The 17,920-nt window shown below is 59.8% G+C and carries 13 protein-coding genes and 2 pseudogenes; 11 read left to right on the forward strand and 4 right to left on the reverse strand.

Annotated elements, in window-relative coordinates:
• The first annotated feature begins 21 nt into the window (after nt 1-21).
• The 5 genes from ABVN21_RS09340 to ABVN21_RS09360 all read left to right on the forward strand — a co-directional run bounded on the left by ABVN21_RS09340 (nt 22) and on the right by ABVN21_RS09360 (nt 7,561).
• Nucleotides 22-282 (forward strand): DUF1315 family protein, encoded by a 261-nt coding sequence (locus ABVN21_RS09340; protein WP_020799300.1) that lies wholly within the window; start codon nt 22-24, stop codon nt 280-282.
• Nucleotides 279-1,109, forward strand: a complete 831-nt coding sequence (locus tag ABVN21_RS09345; protein WP_339554557.1) for a DUF2797 domain-containing protein — start codon at nt 279-281, stop codon at nt 1,107-1,109. The genes ABVN21_RS09340 and ABVN21_RS09345 overlap by 4 nt, the downstream gene beginning before the upstream one ends.
• A 10-nt stretch (nt 1,110-1,119) precedes the next feature.
• Nucleotides 1,120-3,777 carry an aminopeptidase N gene (gene pepN / locus ABVN21_RS09350; RefSeq protein WP_339554558.1) on the forward strand — a complete coding sequence of 886 codons (2,658 nt, stop codon included), beginning with the start codon at nt 1,120-1,122 and terminating at the stop codon, nt 3,775-3,777.
• A 318-nt stretch (nt 3,778-4,095) separates the two neighbouring features.
• Nucleotides 4,096-5,148, forward strand: a complete 1,053-nt coding sequence (locus ABVN21_RS09355; RefSeq protein ID WP_339554559.1) for a YCF48-related protein — start codon at nt 4,096-4,098, stop codon at nt 5,146-5,148.
• A gap of 28 nt (nt 5,149-5,176) precedes the next feature.
• Nucleotides 5,177-7,561, forward strand: a complete 2,385-nt coding sequence (locus ABVN21_RS09360; protein WP_339554560.1) for an RND family transporter — start codon at nt 5,177-5,179, stop codon at nt 7,559-7,561.
• 172 nt (nt 7,562-7,733) lie between these two features.
• On the opposite strand, the gene ABVN21_RS09365 is transcribed toward ABVN21_RS09360, so the two are convergent.
• Both ABVN21_RS09365 and ABVN21_RS09370 read right to left on the reverse strand, forming a co-directional pair.
• On the reverse strand, nt 7,734-8,453 hold the full coding sequence (locus ABVN21_RS09365; protein ID WP_339554561.1) for a FadR/GntR family transcriptional regulator: 720 nt from the start codon (nt 8,451-8,453) through the stop codon (nt 7,734-7,736).
• Between the two features lie 214 nt (nt 8,454-8,667).
• Nucleotides 8,668-10,404: an IlvD/Edd family dehydratase gene (locus tag ABVN21_RS09370; protein WP_339554562.1), complete on the reverse strand. Its 1,737-nt coding sequence runs from the start codon at nt 10,402-10,404 to the stop codon at nt 8,668-8,670.
• Between the two features lie 193 nt (nt 10,405-10,597).
• On the opposite strand from ABVN21_RS09370, the gene ABVN21_RS09375 reads away from it, so the two are divergent.
• The 5 genes from ABVN21_RS09375 to nudC all read left to right on the forward strand — a co-directional run bounded on the left by ABVN21_RS09375 (nt 10,598) and on the right by nudC (nt 16,450).
• Nucleotides 10,598-11,920, forward strand: coding sequence for an MFS transporter (locus tag ABVN21_RS09375; protein ID WP_339554563.1), 1,323 nt, complete (start codon nt 10,598-10,600; stop codon nt 11,918-11,920).
• 145 nt (nt 11,921-12,065) lie between these two features.
• Nucleotides 12,066-13,058: an AraD1 family protein gene (gene araD1, locus ABVN21_RS09380; RefSeq protein WP_339554564.1), complete on the forward strand. Its 993-nt coding sequence runs from the start codon at nt 12,066-12,068 to the stop codon at nt 13,056-13,058.
• A gap of 10 nt (nt 13,059-13,068) precedes the next feature.
• The gene (locus ABVN21_RS09385) at nt 13,069-14,649 is read left to right on the forward strand and encodes an aldehyde dehydrogenase (NADP(+)) (RefSeq protein ID WP_339554565.1); all 1,581 of its coding nucleotides are present in this window, start codon (nt 13,069-13,071) and stop codon (nt 14,647-14,649) included.
• 150 nt (nt 14,650-14,799) lie between these two features.
• A complete protein-coding gene (locus tag ABVN21_RS09390; protein WP_339554566.1) occupies nt 14,800-15,612 on the forward strand; it encodes a crotonase/enoyl-CoA hydratase family protein in 813 nt (270 codons plus the stop codon).
• A gap of 7 nt (nt 15,613-15,619) precedes the next feature.
• The gene (nudC, locus tag ABVN21_RS09395; protein ID WP_339554567.1) at nt 15,620-16,450 is read left to right on the forward strand and encodes an NAD(+) diphosphatase; all 831 of its coding nucleotides are present in this window, start codon (nt 15,620-15,622) and stop codon (nt 16,448-16,450) included.
• Here the strand turns inward: nudC and ABVN21_RS09400 are convergent.
• The gene (locus tag ABVN21_RS09400) at nt 16,418-17,197 is read right to left on the reverse strand and encodes a TSUP family transporter (RefSeq protein WP_339554568.1); all 780 of its coding nucleotides are present in this window, start codon (nt 17,195-17,197) and stop codon (nt 16,418-16,420) included. The genes nudC and ABVN21_RS09400 overlap by 33 nt on opposite strands.
• A 179-nt stretch (nt 17,198-17,376) precedes the next feature.
• Nucleotides 17,377-17,520 (reverse strand): annotated as a pseudogene (locus ABVN21_RS09405) (monooxygenase); the annotation flags it as partial.
• On the opposite strand from ABVN21_RS09405, the pseudogene ABVN21_RS09410 reads away from it, so the two are divergent.
• Nucleotides 17,521-17,886, forward strand: a pseudogene (locus ABVN21_RS09410) (dimethyl sulfone monooxygenase SfnG); the annotation flags it as partial.
• Nucleotides 17,887-17,920 lie beyond the last annotated feature (34 nt).

The following is a 17,920-nucleotide window of genomic DNA, read 5'->3' on the forward strand; positions in this document are numbered from 1 at the left end:
ATTAAAGAGCGCGGAGACCCAATGTCGTCTTTTAACGAAATGATCAAGAACATCACCCCCGACATCTACCAAAGCCTGAAACTGGCGGTGGAAATCGGTAAATGGTCCGACGGTGGCAAGCTCACCGCCGAACAACGTGAACTGTCGCTCCAAGCGATGATCGCCTGGGAAATCAAGAACCTTCCCGAAGAAGAGCGTACGGGTTACATGGGTCCGCAGGAATGCAGCTCCAAGTCGATTCAAGTGCCGAATATCCTGTTCAAGTCGGATGCCATCCATTGATCGAGATTGGCCGCGGTGCAATCAGTAAAATGTCGGCGCGCCTGGACGGGCCGAACGTGCAATACGCATTTCGTCTGGGGGACGTCGAGGTTCCGGTCAATCCATTGATCGGCACCACGGTGCGTCTGGAATACCTGGGATCGATCCACTGCAGCCATTGCGGACGCAAGACCAAAACCAGTTTCAGCCAGGGTTACTGCTACCCCTGCATGACCAAGCTGGCCCAGTGCGACGTGTGCATCATGAGCCCGGAACGCTGCCACTTCGACGCTGGCACCTGTCGGGAGCCGGAGTGGGGCCAGACGTTCTGCATGACGGATCACATCGTGTACCTGTCGAATTCCTCCGGGGTAAAAGTCGGGATCACCCGGGCCAACCAGATGCCGACCCGCTGGATTGATCAGGGCGCCAGTCAGGCGTTGCCGATCATGCGCGTCGCGACCCGCCAGCAGTCAGGCTTCGTCGAAGACCTGTTCCGCAGCCAGGTTGCGGACAAGACCAACTGGCGGGCCTTGCTCAAGGGCGATGCGGTGTCGGTGGACCTGCCGCAGATTCGTGACCAGTTGTTCGACAGCTGCGCCGAGGGCTTGCAAGGTTTGCAGGAACGATTCGGCCTCCAGGCAATCCAGACGATTGCAGATGTCGAACCGCTCGAAATCCGCTTTCCGGTCGAGCAGTACCCGGCGAAAATTGTCAGCTTCAACCTGGACAAGAATCCGATTGCCGAAGGCACGCTGATGGGGATCAAGGGCCAATACCTGATTTTCGATACCGGCGTGATCAACATTCGTAAATACACGGCTTATCAACTCGCCGTGCATCAGTAAGGACTCCAGCATGCGCACCGAACAACCGAAGATGATCTACCTCAAGGACTATCAGGCGCCTGAGTACCTGATCGACGAAACGCACCTGACCTTCGAGTTGTTCGAGGACCACAGCCTGGTCCATGCGCAACTGGTGATGCGCCGCAACCCCGAGCGCGGCCCGGGCTTGCCGCCGCTGGTGCTGGATGGTCAGCAGTTGGAACTGTTGTCGGTCACCCTGGCCGACCAGGAGCTTTCTGCAGCGCAGTATCAGTTGACCGAAAATCATCTGACCCTGCATCCGGCCAGCACCACGTTCACGGTCGATACCAGCGTCAAGATCCACCCGGAAACCAACACCGCGCTGGAAGGCCTGTACAAGTCCGGCACTATGTTCTGCACCCAGTGCGAGGCCGAAGGTTTCCGCAAGATCACCTATTACCTCGACCGTCCGGACGTGATGAGCACGTTCACCACCACCGTGGTCGCCGAACAACACAGCTATCCAGTGCTGCTGTCCAACGGCAACCCGATTGCCTCCGGTCCCGGCGAAGACGGCCGTCACTGGGCAACCTGGGAAGACCCGTTCAAGAAACCGGCGTACCTGTTCGCCTTGGTGGCCGGTGATTTGTGGTGCGTCGAAGACACTTTCACCACCATGACCGAGCGCACCGTGGCGCTGCGCATCTATGTCGAGCCGGAAAACATCGACAAATGCCAGCACGCTATGAACAGCCTGAAGAAATCCATGCGCTGGGACGAAGAGGTCTACGGTCGCGAGTACGATCTGGACATCTTCATGATCGTTGCCGTGAATGACTTCAACATGGGCGCCATGGAGAACAAGGGCCTCAATATCTTCAACTCCAGCGCGGTGCTGGCGAAGGCCGAGACCGCTACCGACGCCGCTCACCAGCGGGTTGAAGCCATCGTCGCCCACGAATACTTCCACAACTGGTCGGGTAACCGCGTGACCTGCCGCGACTGGTTCCAGTTGTCGCTCAAGGAAGGTTTCACGGTATTCCGTGATTCCGGATTCTCCGCCGACATGAACTCGGCCACGGTCAAGCGCATTCAGGACGTGGCGTACCTGCGTACCCACCAGTTCGCCGAAGACGCAGGACCCATGGCTCACGCGGTGCGCCCGGACAGCTTCATCGAGATTTCCAACTTCTACACCCTGACCGTGTACGAAAAGGGTTCGGAAGTGGTCGGTATGATCCACACCTTGCTCGGCGCCGAAGGCTTCCGCAAAGGCAGCGACCTGTACTTTGATCGCCACGACGGTCAGGCCGTAACTTGCGATGACTTCATCAAGGCCATGGAAGACGCCAACGGCGTGGACCTGACTCAGTTCAAACGCTGGTACAGCCAGGCCGGCACGCCGCGTTTGGCGGTCAGCGAGTCCTACGATGCGGCAGCCAAAACCTACAGCCTGACCTTCCGTCAAAGCTGCCCGGAAACCCCGGACAAGGTTGAAAAACTGCCGTTCGTGATTCCGGTCGAACTGGGTCTGCTGGACAGCAAGGGTGGTGAAATGGCCCTGCGTCTAGCCGGTGAAGCGTCGGCGCAAGGCACTTCCCGAGTGATTTCGGTAACCGAAGCCGAGCAGACGTTCACCTTCGTCGACATCGCCGAACAGCCGCTGCCTTCGCTGCTACGTGGTTTCTCGGCGCCGGTAAAACTGAGCTTCCCGTACAACCGCGATCAACTGATGTTCCTGATGCAGCACGACAGCGACGGTTTCAACCGCTGGGATGCCGGCCAGCAGTTGTCGGTACAGGTGCTGCAAGAACTGATCGCCCAGCAGCAGAAGGGCGCAACATTGGTGCTGGATCAGCGTCTGGTTTCGGCCCTGCGCACCGTGCTGTCCGATGAGTCTTTGGATCAGGCGATGGTCGCCGAAATGCTTTCGCTGCCAAGCGAAGCGTATCTGACCGAAATCAGTGAAGTCGCCGACGTCGACGCCATTCACACCGCCCGCGAGTTTGCCCGCAAGCAACTGGCCGATGCGTTGTTCGAAGGGTTGTGGCTGCGTTACCAGGCCAACCGCGACCTGTCGAAGCAAACCCCGTACGTGGCCGAAGCCGAGCATTTCGCCCGTCGCGCCTTGCAGAACATTGCGCTGTCGTACCTGATGCTCAGCGGCAAGCCTGAAGTGCTGGCGGCGACGCTGGAACAATTCGATACCTGCGACAACATGACCGAACGCCTGACCGCGCTCGCCGTGTTGGTCAACTCGCCGTTCGAAGAACAGAAAGCCAAGGCACTGGCCAGTTTTGCGGAACACTTCAAGGACAACCCGCTGGTCATGGATCAATGGTTCAGCGTCCAGGCCGGTAGTGTGCTGCCGGGCGGGCTGGAGCGGGTCAAGGCGTTGATGCAGCACCCGGCGTTCAACATCAAGAACCCGAACAAGGTGCGGGCACTGATCGGCGCATTTGCCGGGCAGAACCTGATCAACTTCCATGCGGCGGATGGTTCGGGGTATCGCTTCCTGGCGGATCTGGTGATTGAGCTCAATGGGTTTAATCCGCAGATCGCGTCTCGCCAATTGGCGCCTTTGACTCGCTGGCGCAAGTATGACGACGCGCGTCAGGCGTTGATGAAGGGCGAGCTGGAGCGGATTCGGGCTTCGGGTCAACTGTCCAGCGATGTGTTTGAAGTGGTCAGTAAAAGCCTGGCTTGATGCTGATGCCGCGGGCTATTCAATAGCCCGCGGCGCTACGGCCCTTGTAGGCGCTGCCTGCGGTAGCTCCTGCAGGGGGTTGTCATCACCCCTCTAAATACCCCGCCATTCACCCATCCCCGTTATGTCTCCGGTTAACAAAAGATAACGTGCCGTCGATTGTCAGCCCTTCAAAAACACCGATAGGATAAGCCAGCTTCCGAAGGGGCTCTGGATTGCGGGTTTCAAGACTATGCTCTGAAACAGGTGATCCCGAGAGCACCCCTTACGGCGCCCTGAAAGGTTGAATGACCTAACAATAATAATGGGGGAAGGTCTATGAGTGAGCCTGTCATGGGTGTGGGTATCTGCCGCCCGCCGGCATTACGCAAATTCGCGTTGCTGGCTACAGCGCTCTCGCTGTTGGGCTGTGCCGTGTGGTCGGCATCGGCGTCGGCCGCTGATGCGCCGGCATCCGATGTTGTTTATTCCGTTGAATCGGCCAAGGCCAGCAAAAGCCTGGTTCTCGATATCGCGCACGCCGGCAAGCGCCTGGTGGCCGTCGGGGATCGCGGGCACATTCTCTATTCCGATGATCAGGGTTCGACCTGGACCCAGGCCAAGGTGCCAACGCGACAACTGCTGACCTCGGTGTTCTTTGTCGATGACAAGCGCGGCTGGGCCGTCGGTCACGATGCGCAGATCCTCGCGAGCGAGGACGGTGGCGTCACCTGGACCAAGCAATTCGAAGACCTGAAACGTGAATCGCCGCTGCTCGACGTCTGGTTCCAGGACGCCAACAGCGGCTTTGCCGTGGGCGCCTATGGTGCGTTGATGGCCACTACTGACGGCGGGAAAAACTGGGAAGACGTCAGCGATCGCCTCGACAACGAGGACCAGTTCCATCTCAACGCCATCACGGCGGTCAAGGATGCCGGGCTGTTCATCGTTGGCGAGCAGGGCAGCATGTTTCGTTCCGCTGACTGGGGCCAGACCTGGGAAAAACTCGAAGGTCCGTACGAAGGTTCGCTGTTCGGTGTGATCGGTACCGCGCAAGCCAATACGCTGTTGGCCTACGGCCTGCGCGGCAATCTTTACCGCTCCACGGATTTCGGCAGCACCTGGGAACAGGTCGAGCTAAAGGCTGAACGCGGTGACCTGGAATTCGGTCTGTCCGGTGGCACGCTGCTCGATGACGGTTCGATCGTGATCGTCGGCAACGGCGGTTCGGTGATCAGCAGCAGCGACAACGGCGAGACCTTCAGCGTCTTCAACCGCCGGGACCGTATCTCTCTATCCTCGGTCGTCGCTGCGGGCAATGGCAATCTGATTGTGGCTGGACAGGGCGGCGTTCGCGCCACTTCGCCAAACGGCGCTGAGCTGGGCAAATGAGCCGGGTTAATAATAAGAAGGCGGAGCTATGACTTCCTTGAGCACTCATCACCAGGACAAGGCGACGTTTCTTGAACGCCTGATTTTCAACAACCGTCCGGCAGTGATCACGATCTGCCTGCTGGTCAGTGTCTTCCTGTTCTGGCAGGCCACGCTGATCCGGCCGTCCACCAGTTTCGAAAAAATGATCCCGCTCGAGCATCCGTTCATTCAAAAGATGATGGAGCACCGCAACGATCTGGCGAACCTGGGCAACACCGTCCGAATTTCCGTTGAAGCCACCGACGGCGACATCTTCTCCAAGGAATACATGGAGACCCTGCGTCAGATCAACGATGAGGTGTTCTACATCTCCGGCGTTGACCGTTCCGGCCTCAAGTCGCTGTGGAGTCCGAGCGTGCGCTGGACCGAGGTGACGGAGGAGGGCTTCGCCGGTGGTGAAGTGATCCCGCAGAGCTACAACGGCTCCCAGGCCAGCCTCGACCTGCTGCGCAACAACGTGCTCAAGTCCGGGCAGGTAGGGCGGCTGGTGGCGAACGACTTCAAGTCGAGTATCGTCGACATTCCATTGCTGGAGTCCTACCCGGACCCGCAAGACCAGGGCAAGCTGCTGGCGCTTGACTACCGCAAGTTCTCCCACGAGTTGGAAGAAAAGATCCGCGACAAGTTCGAGAAACAGAACCCCAACGTACAGATCCACATCGTCGGTTTCGCCAAGAAGGTCGGCGACCTGATCGATGGCCTGGTGATGGTGGTGATGTTCTTCGGCATCGCTTTCGTCATTACCTTGATTCTCCTGTTGTGGTTCACCAACTGCCTGCGCAGTACCGTCGCCGTGTTGAGTACGACGCTGGTGGCGGTGGTCTGGCAGCTGGGGTTGATGCACTTCTTCGGCTTCGGGCTCGATCCGTACTCGATGCTGGTGCCATTCCTGATCTTCGCGATCGGTATTTCCCACGGCGTACAGAAGATCAACGGTATTGCCCTGCAATCCAGTGAGGCCGACAACGCCCTGACGGCAGCGCGCCGCACCTTCCGCCAACTGTTCCTGCCGGGGATGATCGCGATCCTCGCGGACGCGGTGGGTTTCATCACGCTGCTGATCATCGATATCGGTGTAATTCGTGAACTGGCCATCGGCGCGTCCATCGGCGTGGCCGTGATCGTGTTCACCAACCTGATCCTGCTGCCGGTAGCCATTTCCTATGTCGGCATCAGCAAACGCGCCGTAGCCCGCAGTAAGAAAGACGCGACTCGCGAGCATCCGTTCTGGCGCCTGCTGTCGAACTTTGCCAGTGCCAAAGTCGCACCGGTCTCGATCCTGTTGGCACTGATCGCCTTCGGCGGCGGCCTCTGGTACAGCCAGAACCTGAAAATCGGTGACCTCGACCAGGGCGCGCCGGAGCTGCGTCCGGATTCGCGCTACAACAAGGACAACAACTTCATCATCAGCAACTACTCCACCAGTTCCGATGTGTTGGTGGTGATGGTCAAGACCAAGTCCGAAGGCTGCTCGCGCTACGAAGCCATGGCGCCGATCGACGAACTGATGTGGAAGATGCAGAACACCGAAGGCGTGCAGTCGGCGATTTCCCTGGTGACCGTCTCCAAGCAAATGATCAAGGGCATGAACGAAGGCAACCTGAAATGGGAAACCCTGTCGCGTAACCCTGACGTGCTGAACAACTCCATCGCTCGCGCTGACGGCTTGTATAACAACAGTTGCTCCCTGGCGCCGGTGCTGGTGTTCCTCAACGATCACAAGGCTGAAACCCTGGATCGCGCGGTGCATGCGGTGCAAGAGTTCGCCAAGGAAAACAACAAGGAGGGCCTGGAGTTCATCCTCGCCGCCGGTAACGCTGGCATCGAAGCCGCCACCAACGAGGTGATCAAAGAGTCCGAACTGACGATCCTGATCCTGGTGTACATCTGCGTCGCAACCATGTGCATGATCACGTTCCGTTCCTGGGCAGCGACCCTCTGCATTGTGCTGCCGCTGGTGTTGACCTCGGTGCTCGGCAACGCCCTGATGGCCTTCATGGGCATTGGTGTGAAAGTCGCGACCCTTCCGGTCGTGGCGCTTGGGGTGGGGATTGGCGTGGACTACGGCATCTACATCTATAGCCGCCTGGAAAGCTTCCTGCGTGCTGGCCTGCCGTTGCAAGAGGCTTACTACCAGACCCTGAAGTCCACCGGTAAAGCCGTATTGTTCACCGGCCTGTGCCTGGCCATCGGCGTGTGCACTTGGATCTTCTCGGCCATCAAGTTCCAGGCCGACATGGGCCTGATGCTGACCTTCATGCTGCTCTGGAACATGTTCGGTGCACTGTGGCTGTTGCCAGCACTGGCGCGGTTCCTGATCAAGCCGGAGAAACTGGCGGGGCAAAAGGGCAATTCGTTGTTCGCTCACTGATCGAGGATCAGAAACACAAAAGCCGCAACCTTGGGTTGCGGCTTTTTTACATCTGCAGATAACCATAATCCTTGTAGGAACTGGCTTGCCAGCGATAGCGGTTCAACAGTCGACGGCAATGTGGCTGATATGCCGCCATCGCTGGCAAGCCAGCTCCTACAGGGTTTGCGTTTTATGCGGGATCGCTGCCCAGCACCACATTCAACGCACTGCGCGCATCATCCAGTTGCACCAACGTGGCAAGCCGTGCGCCCAAGGCATCGCGATTCTCGATCGCGGTGAGAATCGCCTTGTGTCGCGGCAACGCCAGTTCATGCAGATTCGGCCGCTGGTTTGAATGCTTCAACGCTTCGGCAATCGCCACCGAGAGCATGTTGCACAGGTTGGCCAACAAGTCGTTGTGAGTCGCGTCGGCAATGCGGCTGTGGAAATCGAGGTCCGGCTGCAGCAAGGCTTCCGGGGTCGGCGCGGCTTCCATGCGTTGGTACGCTTCACCGATGGAGGCGATGTCGGCGTCGGTGGCGAATTGCGCGGCGAGGGCGGCGGCGGCCGGTTCGATGATGCTGCGCACGCTGGTGAGCAGATCGAAGAACTCGTTCTGCGGACTGCTTTGCATCAACCAGTGCAGCACGTCCGGATCCAGCATGTGCCAGTCATTGCGTGGCTTGACCACAGTGCCAACCCGTGGGCGCGAATACACCAGGCCTTTGGCCACAAGTACCCGAGTGGCCTCGCGCAATACCGGCCGGCTGACGGCATATTCCTCGCAGAGCAGGGCTTCGGCGGGCAGTTTGTCATCGGGCTGGAAGCGTCCGGAGACGATCTGCATGCCCAGTTCCTGGACGATGCGCGAGTGCATGCTTTTGCGGTCGGAAGGTTTGCGGTAATCCATGGGGAACGGCGCGGTCCTGTGCGATGGAGATGCCGCGCATGATAGCAGGCGCGGCGAGGACGGTCGCCAGAGCTGGCACCGTCCTGAATCAGGAGAAGAACTAATTGTAGGAGCTGGCTTGCCAGCGATGGCGGTGAATCAGTCAACATAAGTTCTAACTGTTCCACCGCCACCGCTGGCAAGCCAGCTCCTACAGGGGAGCGGGAGCAGCGGGTTAGTGCGAGTGACGCGGCACTTCAGCCCCGCGGCAGCCGACCAGGAAGTCGAAGTCGCAGCCTTGATCCGCCTGTAATACATGGTCGATGTACAGCTGACGATAGCCACCCACCAACAGTTGCTGTGGCGGTTGCAGATCGGCCATGCGCGCGGCCAGTTCGGCGTCTGGAATGTCCAGGTGCAGACGGCCGCTGGCGCAGTCGAGTTCGATCCAGTCGCCTTCTTTCACTGTCGCCAATGGTCCGCCAGCCGCCGCTTCGGGCGCTACGTGCAAGACCACCGTGCCGTATGCCGTGCCGCTCATGCGTGCATCGGAAATGCGCACCATGTCCGTCACACCCTGGGCCAGCAATTTGGCCGGCAGGCCCATGTTGCCGACTTCGGCCATGCCTGGATAACCCTTCGGCCCGCAGTTTTTCATCACCAGGATCGAGTTGGCATCCACGTCCAGCTCCGGGTCGTTGATCCGTGCCTTGTACATGTCGAAGTTCTCGAACACCACCGCACGGCCGCGATGCTGCATCAGTTCCGGCGTCGCCGCTGACGGCTTGAGCACGGCACCAAGTGGCGCCAGGTTGCCGCGCAGCACACAAATGCCACCGTCGGCGCGGATCGGGTTGTCGAGGGTGCGGATCACTTCGTCTTCGCCATAGATCGGCGCGTCCTTGGTGTTCTCGCCGATAGACTTGCCATTGACGGTCAAGGCGTTGGGGTTGGGAATCAGGTTGGCTTCGCCGAGGCGACGCAACACCGCGGGCAAGCCGCCGGCGTAGTAGAACTCTTCCATCAGGAAACGCCCGGACGGTTGCAGGTCGACGATGGTTGGCATGCCGCGACCCATGCGGGTCCAGTCGTCAAGGTCGAGTTCCACGCCGATACGGCCGGCGATGGCTTTCAAGTGAATCACCGCGTTGGTCGAACCGCCGATGGCCGCGTTGACGCGAATGGCGTTTTCAAAAGCTTCCTTGGTCAGGATCTTCGACAGCTTCAGATCTTCGCGAACCATCTCCACCGCACGCATGCCGGACATATGCGCCAACACATAACGGCGCGCGTCGACCGCTGGAATCGCCGCGTTGTGGGGCAGGGAAGTGCCAAGCGCTTCAGCCATGCAGGCCATGGTCGAGGCTGTACCCATGGTGTTGCAGGTGCCGGCCGAGCGGGACATGCCGCCCTCGGCCGCGAGGAAATCGTCGATGGTAATGGTGCCGGCCTTGACCTGTTCGCTGAGCTGCCAGACCACGGTGCCGGAACCGATGTCTTTGCCTTTGTGCTTGCCGTTAAGCATCGGCCCGCCGGTAACGACGATGGCCGGCACGTCACAACTGGCCGCGCCCATCAGCAACGCGGGAGTGGTTTTGTCGCATCCGGTCAGCAGCACGACACCGTCGATCGGGTTGCCGCGAATCGCTTCCTCGACATCCATGCTCGCCAGGTTGCGGGTCAGCATGGCGGTCGGGCGCAGGTTGGATTCACCGTTGGAGAACACCGGGAATTCCACCGGGAAGCCACCGGCCTCGATCACCCCGCGTTTGACATGCTCCGCAATCTGGCGGAAATGCGCGTTGCATGGGGTCAGTTCCGACCAGGTGTTGCAGATGCCGATGATCGGCTTGCCGTGAAACTGGTGGTCGGCGATGCCCTGATTCTTCATCCAGCTGCGGTACATGAAGCCGTTTTTGTCGGCGGTGCCAAACCATTGGGCGGAGCGCAGGGTGGGTTTCTTATCAGACATGATCGATTCTCTTATTGTATGACTATATTGTTTCTGCTGAGGCGTAACATAAGCGCAAATCCGCCGCTTTGGAAGTGTTGTTGGGTAATTAGTATTACTATATAGTCGTTTTCAGCGGAGGGATGGCCCTGACGGTTTTCCGTGAGAGGCGTCTCCCGAGGTTCTATAAAAACAACAATCGGAGACCGATCTCATGAGCCAGGAACTGCGGCTTATTCGCCGCATCACGCTGAAACTGATTCCCTTCCTGATCCTGCTGTACCTGATCGCCTATGTGGATCGCTCGGCCGTGGGCTTCGCCAAGTTGCACATGGGCGCCGACATCGGCCTCGGTGATGCGGCCTACGGTCTGGGCGCCGGCCTGTTCTTCATTGGTTACTTCCTGCTGGAAATCCCCAGCAACTTGATGCTTGATCGCTTCGGAGCACGACGCTGGTTCGCGCGGATCATGGTCACCTGGGGCGCCATCACCATCGGCATGGCCTTTGTGCAGGGGCCGAACAGCTTCTATCTGATGCGCTTTCTGCTCGGTGCGGCGGAAGCCGGGTTCTTCCCGGGCGTTCTGTACTACATCACCCAATGGTTTCCGGTTCGCCATCGCGGCAAGATCCTCGGGCTGTTCATCCTGTCCCAACCCATCGCGATGATGATCACCGGCCCGGTGTCCGGTGGTTTGCTGGGCATGGATGGGGTGCTGGGTCTGCATGGCTGGCAATGGCTGTTTATCGTGATCGGCACCCCGGCGATCCTGCTGACCTGGCCGGTGCTGCGCTGGTTGCCGGATGGCCCGCAACAAGTGAAATGGATGGATCAATCGGAGAAAGACTGGCTTGCCGGCGAGCTGAAAAAAGACCTGCAACAGTACGGCCAGACCCGCCACGGCAATCCGCTTCACGCGCTCAAAGACAAACGCGTGTTGCTCCTGGCGCTGTTCTACTTGCCAGTGACCCTGAGCATTTATGGCCTCGGACTGTGGCTGCCGACGCTGATCAAGCAATTTGGCGGCAGTGATCTGGTGACCGGGTTCGTGTCATCGGTGCCATACGTTTTCGGGATCATCGGTTTGCTGATCATTCCGCGCAGTTCCGATCGCTTGAATGATCGCTACGGCCACTTGGCGGCGCTGTACGTGTTGGGCGCCATCGGCCTGTTCTTCAGCGCCTGGCTGACGATTCCAGTATTGCAACTGGCAGCGCTGTGCCTGGTGGCGTTCGCGCTGTTTTCCTGCACGGCGATTTTCTGGACCTTGCCGGGCCGCTTCTTTGCCGGCGCCAGTGCGGCGGCGGGGATTGCCTTGATCAACTCGGTGGGCAACCTCGGCGGCTACATCGGCCCGTTCGTGATCGGCGCGCTCAAGGAGTACACCGGCAACCTGGCATCGGGGTTGTACTTCCTGTCCTGCGTGATGGTGTTTGGCCTGGTGCTGACCGGGGTGGTCTATCGCCTGCTGGAGCGCAAGCACGTGCTACCGGCGGATGAGTTCGCGGCCAGTGCGCGCGGGGCAACCCGTACCTGACACGGACACGAGCCTGTAGGAACCGGCTTGCTGGCGATAGCGGATTGTCAGTCGACATCAATGTGCAAGTGCCGCCGTCATCGCTGACAAGCCAGCTCCTACAGGGTTTTCGGTGGTTTCAAGTTTTGCTTAAAGGAGAAAATCCATGCGTTTGGTTCAATTCGAATTGAGTAACGGCGAGCGCCGCGTTGGCGTGGTCGAGGAAGGCTTGGTGCGCGAGGTGCAAGACGCGCGCACCGTTCGCGACCTGGCACTGGCGGCCATCGAGGCGAGTTCCAATCTTGAGCAGCAGGTAAAAAACCTGGGCTTGGGCATCAGCCATGACTATGCAGAATTGCTGGCACAACTGCGCATCCTGCCACCGCTGGATCACCCGGACCCGGCGCACATGCTGGTCAGCGGTACCGGCCTGACCCACTTGGGCAGCGCCTCGGCCCGGGACAAAATGCACCAACAGGCTGGTGACGAAGCGGCGATGACCGACACCATGCGCATCTTCAAGTGGGGCGTGGAGGGTGGCAAACCCGCTGCGGGCGAGGCCGGCGTGCAACCGGAATGGTTCTACAAGGGCGACGGCAGCATCGTCGTGCGTCCAGGCCAGCCATTCCCGCTGCCGCCATTTGCCGAAGACGCCGGCGAGGAACCTGAACTCAGTGGCCTGTACGTCATTGGTCACGATGGCAAGCCGTATCGCCTGGGTTTTGCCGTGGGCAACGAGTTCTCCGATCACATTATGGAGCGCAAGAACTACCTGTACCTCGCTCATTCGAAACTGCGCAGTTGCAGCTACGGCCCGGAACTGCGGGTTGGCGAGCTGCCGCAGCATCTGGCGGGCACCAGTCGCATCCTGCGTGACGGTGAAGTGTTGTGGCAGAACGAGTTCCTCAGCGGCGAGGCCAACATGTGCCACAGCCTGGCGAACCTTGAGTACCACCATTTCAAATACAGCCAGTTCCTGCGTCCGGGAGATGTGCACATTCACTTCTTTGGCACGGCGACCCTGTCTTTCGCCGACGGCATCCGCACACAAGCGGGTGATGTGTTTGAAATCAGCCAGGCTGAATTCGGCGCGCCGTTGATCAATGGCATCGCACCGGTCGAAGCCGCATTCGAACCCGGCACCGTTGGCACACTTTGAGGAGCACTTCATGACCCGGATTCTTGGTCACAACTACATCGGCGGCCAACGCAGCGCGTTGGGCAGCGTCAAATTGCAGAGCATCGACGCTGAAACGGGCGAGGCATTGCCCCATGATTTCATTCAGGCCACGCCGGAAGAGGTCGATGCCGCCGCCAAAGCCGCTGCTGCGGCGTACCCGGCTTACCGCAGCCTCAGTGCCGAGCGTCGCGCGCAGTTTCTCGACGCCATCGCCGATGAGCTGGACGCGCTGGGTGATGAGTTCGTAACGCTGGTGTGCCGTGAAACCGCGCTGCCTGCCGCCCGGATCATCGGTGAGCGCGGCCGCACCAGCGGCCAGATGCGCCTGTTCGCCAACGTGCTGCGCCGCGGTGATTTCTACGGCGCGCGAATCGATCGGGCATTGCCTGAGCGCCAACCGTTCCCGCGTCCTGACATGCGTCAGTACCGCATCGGTCTTGGTCCGGTCGCGGTGTTCGGCGCCAGTAACTTTCCTTTGGCGTTTTCCACTGCCGGCGGTGACACCGCTTCGGCGTTGGCTGCCGGTTGCCCGGTGGTGTTCAAAGCTCACGGCGGGCATATGGCCACGGCCGAGCAAGTCGCTGACGCGATCATTCGCGCGGCGGAGAAAACCGCAATGCCGGCCGGCGTGTTCAACATGATCTACGGCGGCGGGGTCGGCGAAGCGCTGGTCAAACACCCGGCGATTCAGGCGGTAGGCTTTACCGGGTCACTCAAAGGGGGCCGGGCGTTGTGCGACATGGCGGCTGCGCGCCCTCAACCGATTCCGGTGTTCGCCGAGATGTCGAGCATTAACCCGGTGATCGTTTTGCCGCAGGCACTGCAAGAACGTGCGCAAACCATTGCCAGCGGCCTGACCGCTTCGGTGGTGCAGGGTTGCGGTCAGTTCTGCACCAATCCGGGCCTGGTCATCGGAATTCGTTCAGCGCAGTTCAGCGCGTTCCTGCAACTGGTTAGCGAAATGATGGCTGATCAACCCGCACAAACCATGCTCAACGCCGGGACGTTGAGCAGCTATGGCAACGGCCTGCAAAAACTCCTCGATCATCCGGGCATCCAACACTTGGCCGGCCAACCGCAACAAGGTCGCCAGGCGCAGCCGCAACTGTTCAAGGCTGATGTCAGCCTGTTGATCGATGGCGATGCGGTGTTGCAAGAGGAAGTGTTCGGCCCGACCACGGTAGTGGTCGAAGTGGCAGATCAGGCGCAGCTCAGCCAAGCATTGAACGGCCTGCATGGACAGTTGACGGCAACCATCATCGGTGAGCGTGGGGACTTCGAACAGTTCAGCGAGCTGACGGCATTACTGGAACAGAAAGTCGGGCGGATCCTGCTCAATGGCTATCCGACCGGCGTCGAAGTCTGTGATTCGATGGTCCATGGCGGGCCCTATCCGGCGACTTCGGATGCACGGGGCACGTCGGTGGGTACGCTGGCTATTGATCGCTTCCTGCGCCCGGTGTGTTTCCAGAACTACCCGGACAGTCTGTTGCCGGACGTGTTGAAAAACGCTAACCCGCTGGGTATTCAGCGCCTGGTGGATGGCAAACCGTCCCGCGAAACGTTGTAAACCCAGTATTTGAGCGTGCTGGCGATGAGGTCCGAAAGGCGTCACGGTTCCTGAGGCAGTCCCGCTTTTGGCCGAACCACTGCCTTACTGTCGAAGGCGATGCCTTGTTATAGTTCGGGCCTCTTTTTTGCCCGCTAAAGGATCGCTAGCATGTCTCAATACACAGCATTCAACGTCGAACTGGTCGATAAAATCGCCCATGTGCAGATCAACCGGCCGGAAAAGATCAATTCGATGAACGCTGCGTTCTGGAGCGAAATCGTCGAGATTTTCCAATGGATCGAAGACACCGACGAAGTCCGCGTGGTGGTGCTTAGCGGTGCCGGCAAGCATTTTTCCTCCGGCATCGACCTGATGATGCTGGCGGGCGTGGCCAATGAGTTGGGCAAGGACGTGGGGCGCAACGCGCGCCTGCTGCGTCGCAAGATCCTCAATCTGCAAGCTTCCTTCAATGCCGTCGACAATTGCCGCAAACCGGTGCTTGCGGCTATCCAGGGTTATTGCCTGGGCGGTGCCATTGACCTGATCGCCGCTTGCGACATGCGCTACGCCGCCGAAGATGCACAATTCTCGATCAAGGAAATCGACATCGGCATGGCCGCCGACGTCGGTACGTTGCAACGCTTGCCGCGGATCATCGGTGACGGCATGCTGCGTGAACTGGCTTACACTGGTCGCACTTTCGGCGCCGAAGAAGCGCGTGGCATGGGTCTGGTCAATCGCGTCTTCAGCGACACCGCCAGCCTGCTCGACGGCGTCATGGGCATTGCCCGCGAAGTTGCGAGCAAGTCGCCGATTGCCATTACTGGCACCAAGGAGATGATCAGCTACATGCGCGATCATCGCATCGACGACGGCCTCGAATACGTCGCCACCTGGAACGCCGCCATGCTGCAATCCACTGATCTGCGCGTGGCCATGGCCGCCCATATGAGCAAACAGAAACCCGAATTTCTGGATTGATTGAAAAATGACTTCACGCTGGACCACTGCAGTACTGGACACCGAGCAACCTGGCGGCTGGGCCGTGGCGCGTAGCCCGGAAGGCTTTCTGTTTGATGACAATGGCGCGCTGTTTCCACGTGAATGGCTCAAGCGCCAGGACTTGTCGGTTCTGGCGGAGCACGGCATCGGCCACGTCGACGGCGAGCCGGTGTACCTGCTGGAGCTGCGCAGTCACAGCGAAGTGCCGGGCTGCAACTGGAAAGGTTTGCGGGCGTTCATGCTCGAAGGTGATCACACGATCTACAAAGTGCTCGGTTACGCCGCGCAGATTGGCACCTGGGCCCGCGAGCACCGTTTCTGCGGCAACTGCGGGCAAGCCATGACGCAAGTGCCACGGGAACGGGCGATGTATTGCCAGCCGTGCGATTTGCGCAGCTATCCGCGGATTTCGCCGAGCATGATCGTGCTGGTCACCCGTGGCGATGAAATCCTGTTGGCACGTTCGCCACGGTTCGTCACCGGGGTCTACAGCACCTTGGCCGGGTTTGCCGAGCCGGGTGAGTCGGCCGAGGATTGCCTGATTCGCGAAGTCCGCGAAGAAGTGCAGATCGAGGTAAAGAACATCCAGTACCTGGGCAGCCAGTGCTGGCCGTTCCCGCACTCGATGATGCTCGGCTTCCATGCCGAATACGCCGGCGGCGAGATTGTGTGTCAGGAGGACGAAATCGAAGACGCCCAGTGGTTCAACGTTCACGAGCTGCCGCCGTTGCCGGCGTCGCGCTCGATTGCCCGTTACCTGATCGACGTCTACGTGGCGCGGCGTTTAGGCCACGCTGAACCAGTGTTGCCAGGCTAGCCGCACAGTCAGGCCCAGTACCACGGTGATGAACACCGGTCGAATGAACTTCGCGCCGCCACTGATGGCGGTGCGAGCGCCGAAGAAAGCCCCGACCATCACCGACAGGCCCATGCTCAGGCCGATGATCCAGTCCACCTGCCCGGAAAACACGAACACTGACAGCGCCGCAATGTTGCTGACGAAGTTCATGCTGCGCGCCACGCCGCTGGCCTTCACTAGATCGATCGGGTACATCAACAGGCTGCTGACGGTCCAGAACGCACCCGTGCCGGGACCGGCCACGCCGTCATAGAAACCGAGGGTGAAGCCCTGGGTCGATTGCCACTTTTTCTTGATCGGTGCGTCGCTGTCCAGCGGCGCTTTCGGCGTGCCGCCGAACAACAGATACAGGCCACAGGCGAATACGATCACCGGCAGCATTTTGTTCAGCCATTCCGCTGGCAGGTAATGCGCAACCACGGCGCCGGTCAGCGCGCCGACCAGGGTGCCGACGATGGCGTGCATCCACTGCCTGGGGTGGAACAACTTGCGGCGGTAGAAGGTAAAGCTGGCGGTGGCCGAACCGAAGGTCGAACTGAGTTTGTTGGTGCCCAGCACCAAGTGCGGTGGCAGGCCGGCGGTCAACAACGCCGGTGTGGTCAACAGCCCACCACCGCCGGCGATGGCGTCGATGAAACCGGCAATGAAAGCGACAATGGCCAGAATGGCCAGGGTAGTAAGGTCAACACTGAGTTCGAAAGGCATGGAATCGGCTTAATCGGCAGGTCGCAGAAAGGGCTGCGGGGAAGGGCCGGTATCTTACCGTTATCCAACTTCTGCGGCGAGCCGTCTGGCCTCATCGCGAGCAGGCTGCTCCCACATTTTGAAATGCATTCCCCTGTGGGAGCGAGCCTGCTCGCGAATACTGACATTCAGGCGCTACATCACTTGCGGTCAGGCCCGTTGCCGATTTGCCACACAAACGGTGGCTCAGTCCGGTTGATTTCCCAATCCCCGACAATCCTCGCCTTGTAGATCACCGGGTTGTGCGAAGACACGGTACGCGCGTTGCGCCAATGCCGATCCAGACCGAAGAGGAAGCACGTGCGGTGCTGGCGCAAATCATCGACCAGGCTGATCCGGAAGCGGTGAATGCCTTTGGCGATGCGGCGAAACAGGCGGGCAGGGCATCACCGGAAGGAGAAGGCAATTGGGCGAAATCGACGTTCGAGGATCGGGTGCAGTACAACGACGGCTTCAAAACCAACTTGATCGGTACGCCACAGCAAATCGCCGAGCGCATCGTCGCGTTGAAAGCGGTGGGCGTGGACCTTGTGCTGGCCGGGTTCCCGCATTTCCAGGAAGAAGTGGAGTATTTCGGCAGGCGGGTTTTGCCGTTAGTGCGGGAGTTGGAGGCTGAGGCGCAGCTCGGTCGAGCTGCCGCAGTCGCCTGAACACGCCAAACCCTGTAGGAGCCGGCTTGCTGGC

Origin of the sequence: Pseudomonas sp. MYb327 (genome assembly GCF_040438925.1) — a bacterium.
Lineage (GTDB): Bacteria > Pseudomonadota > Gammaproteobacteria > Pseudomonadales > Pseudomonadaceae > Aquipseudomonas.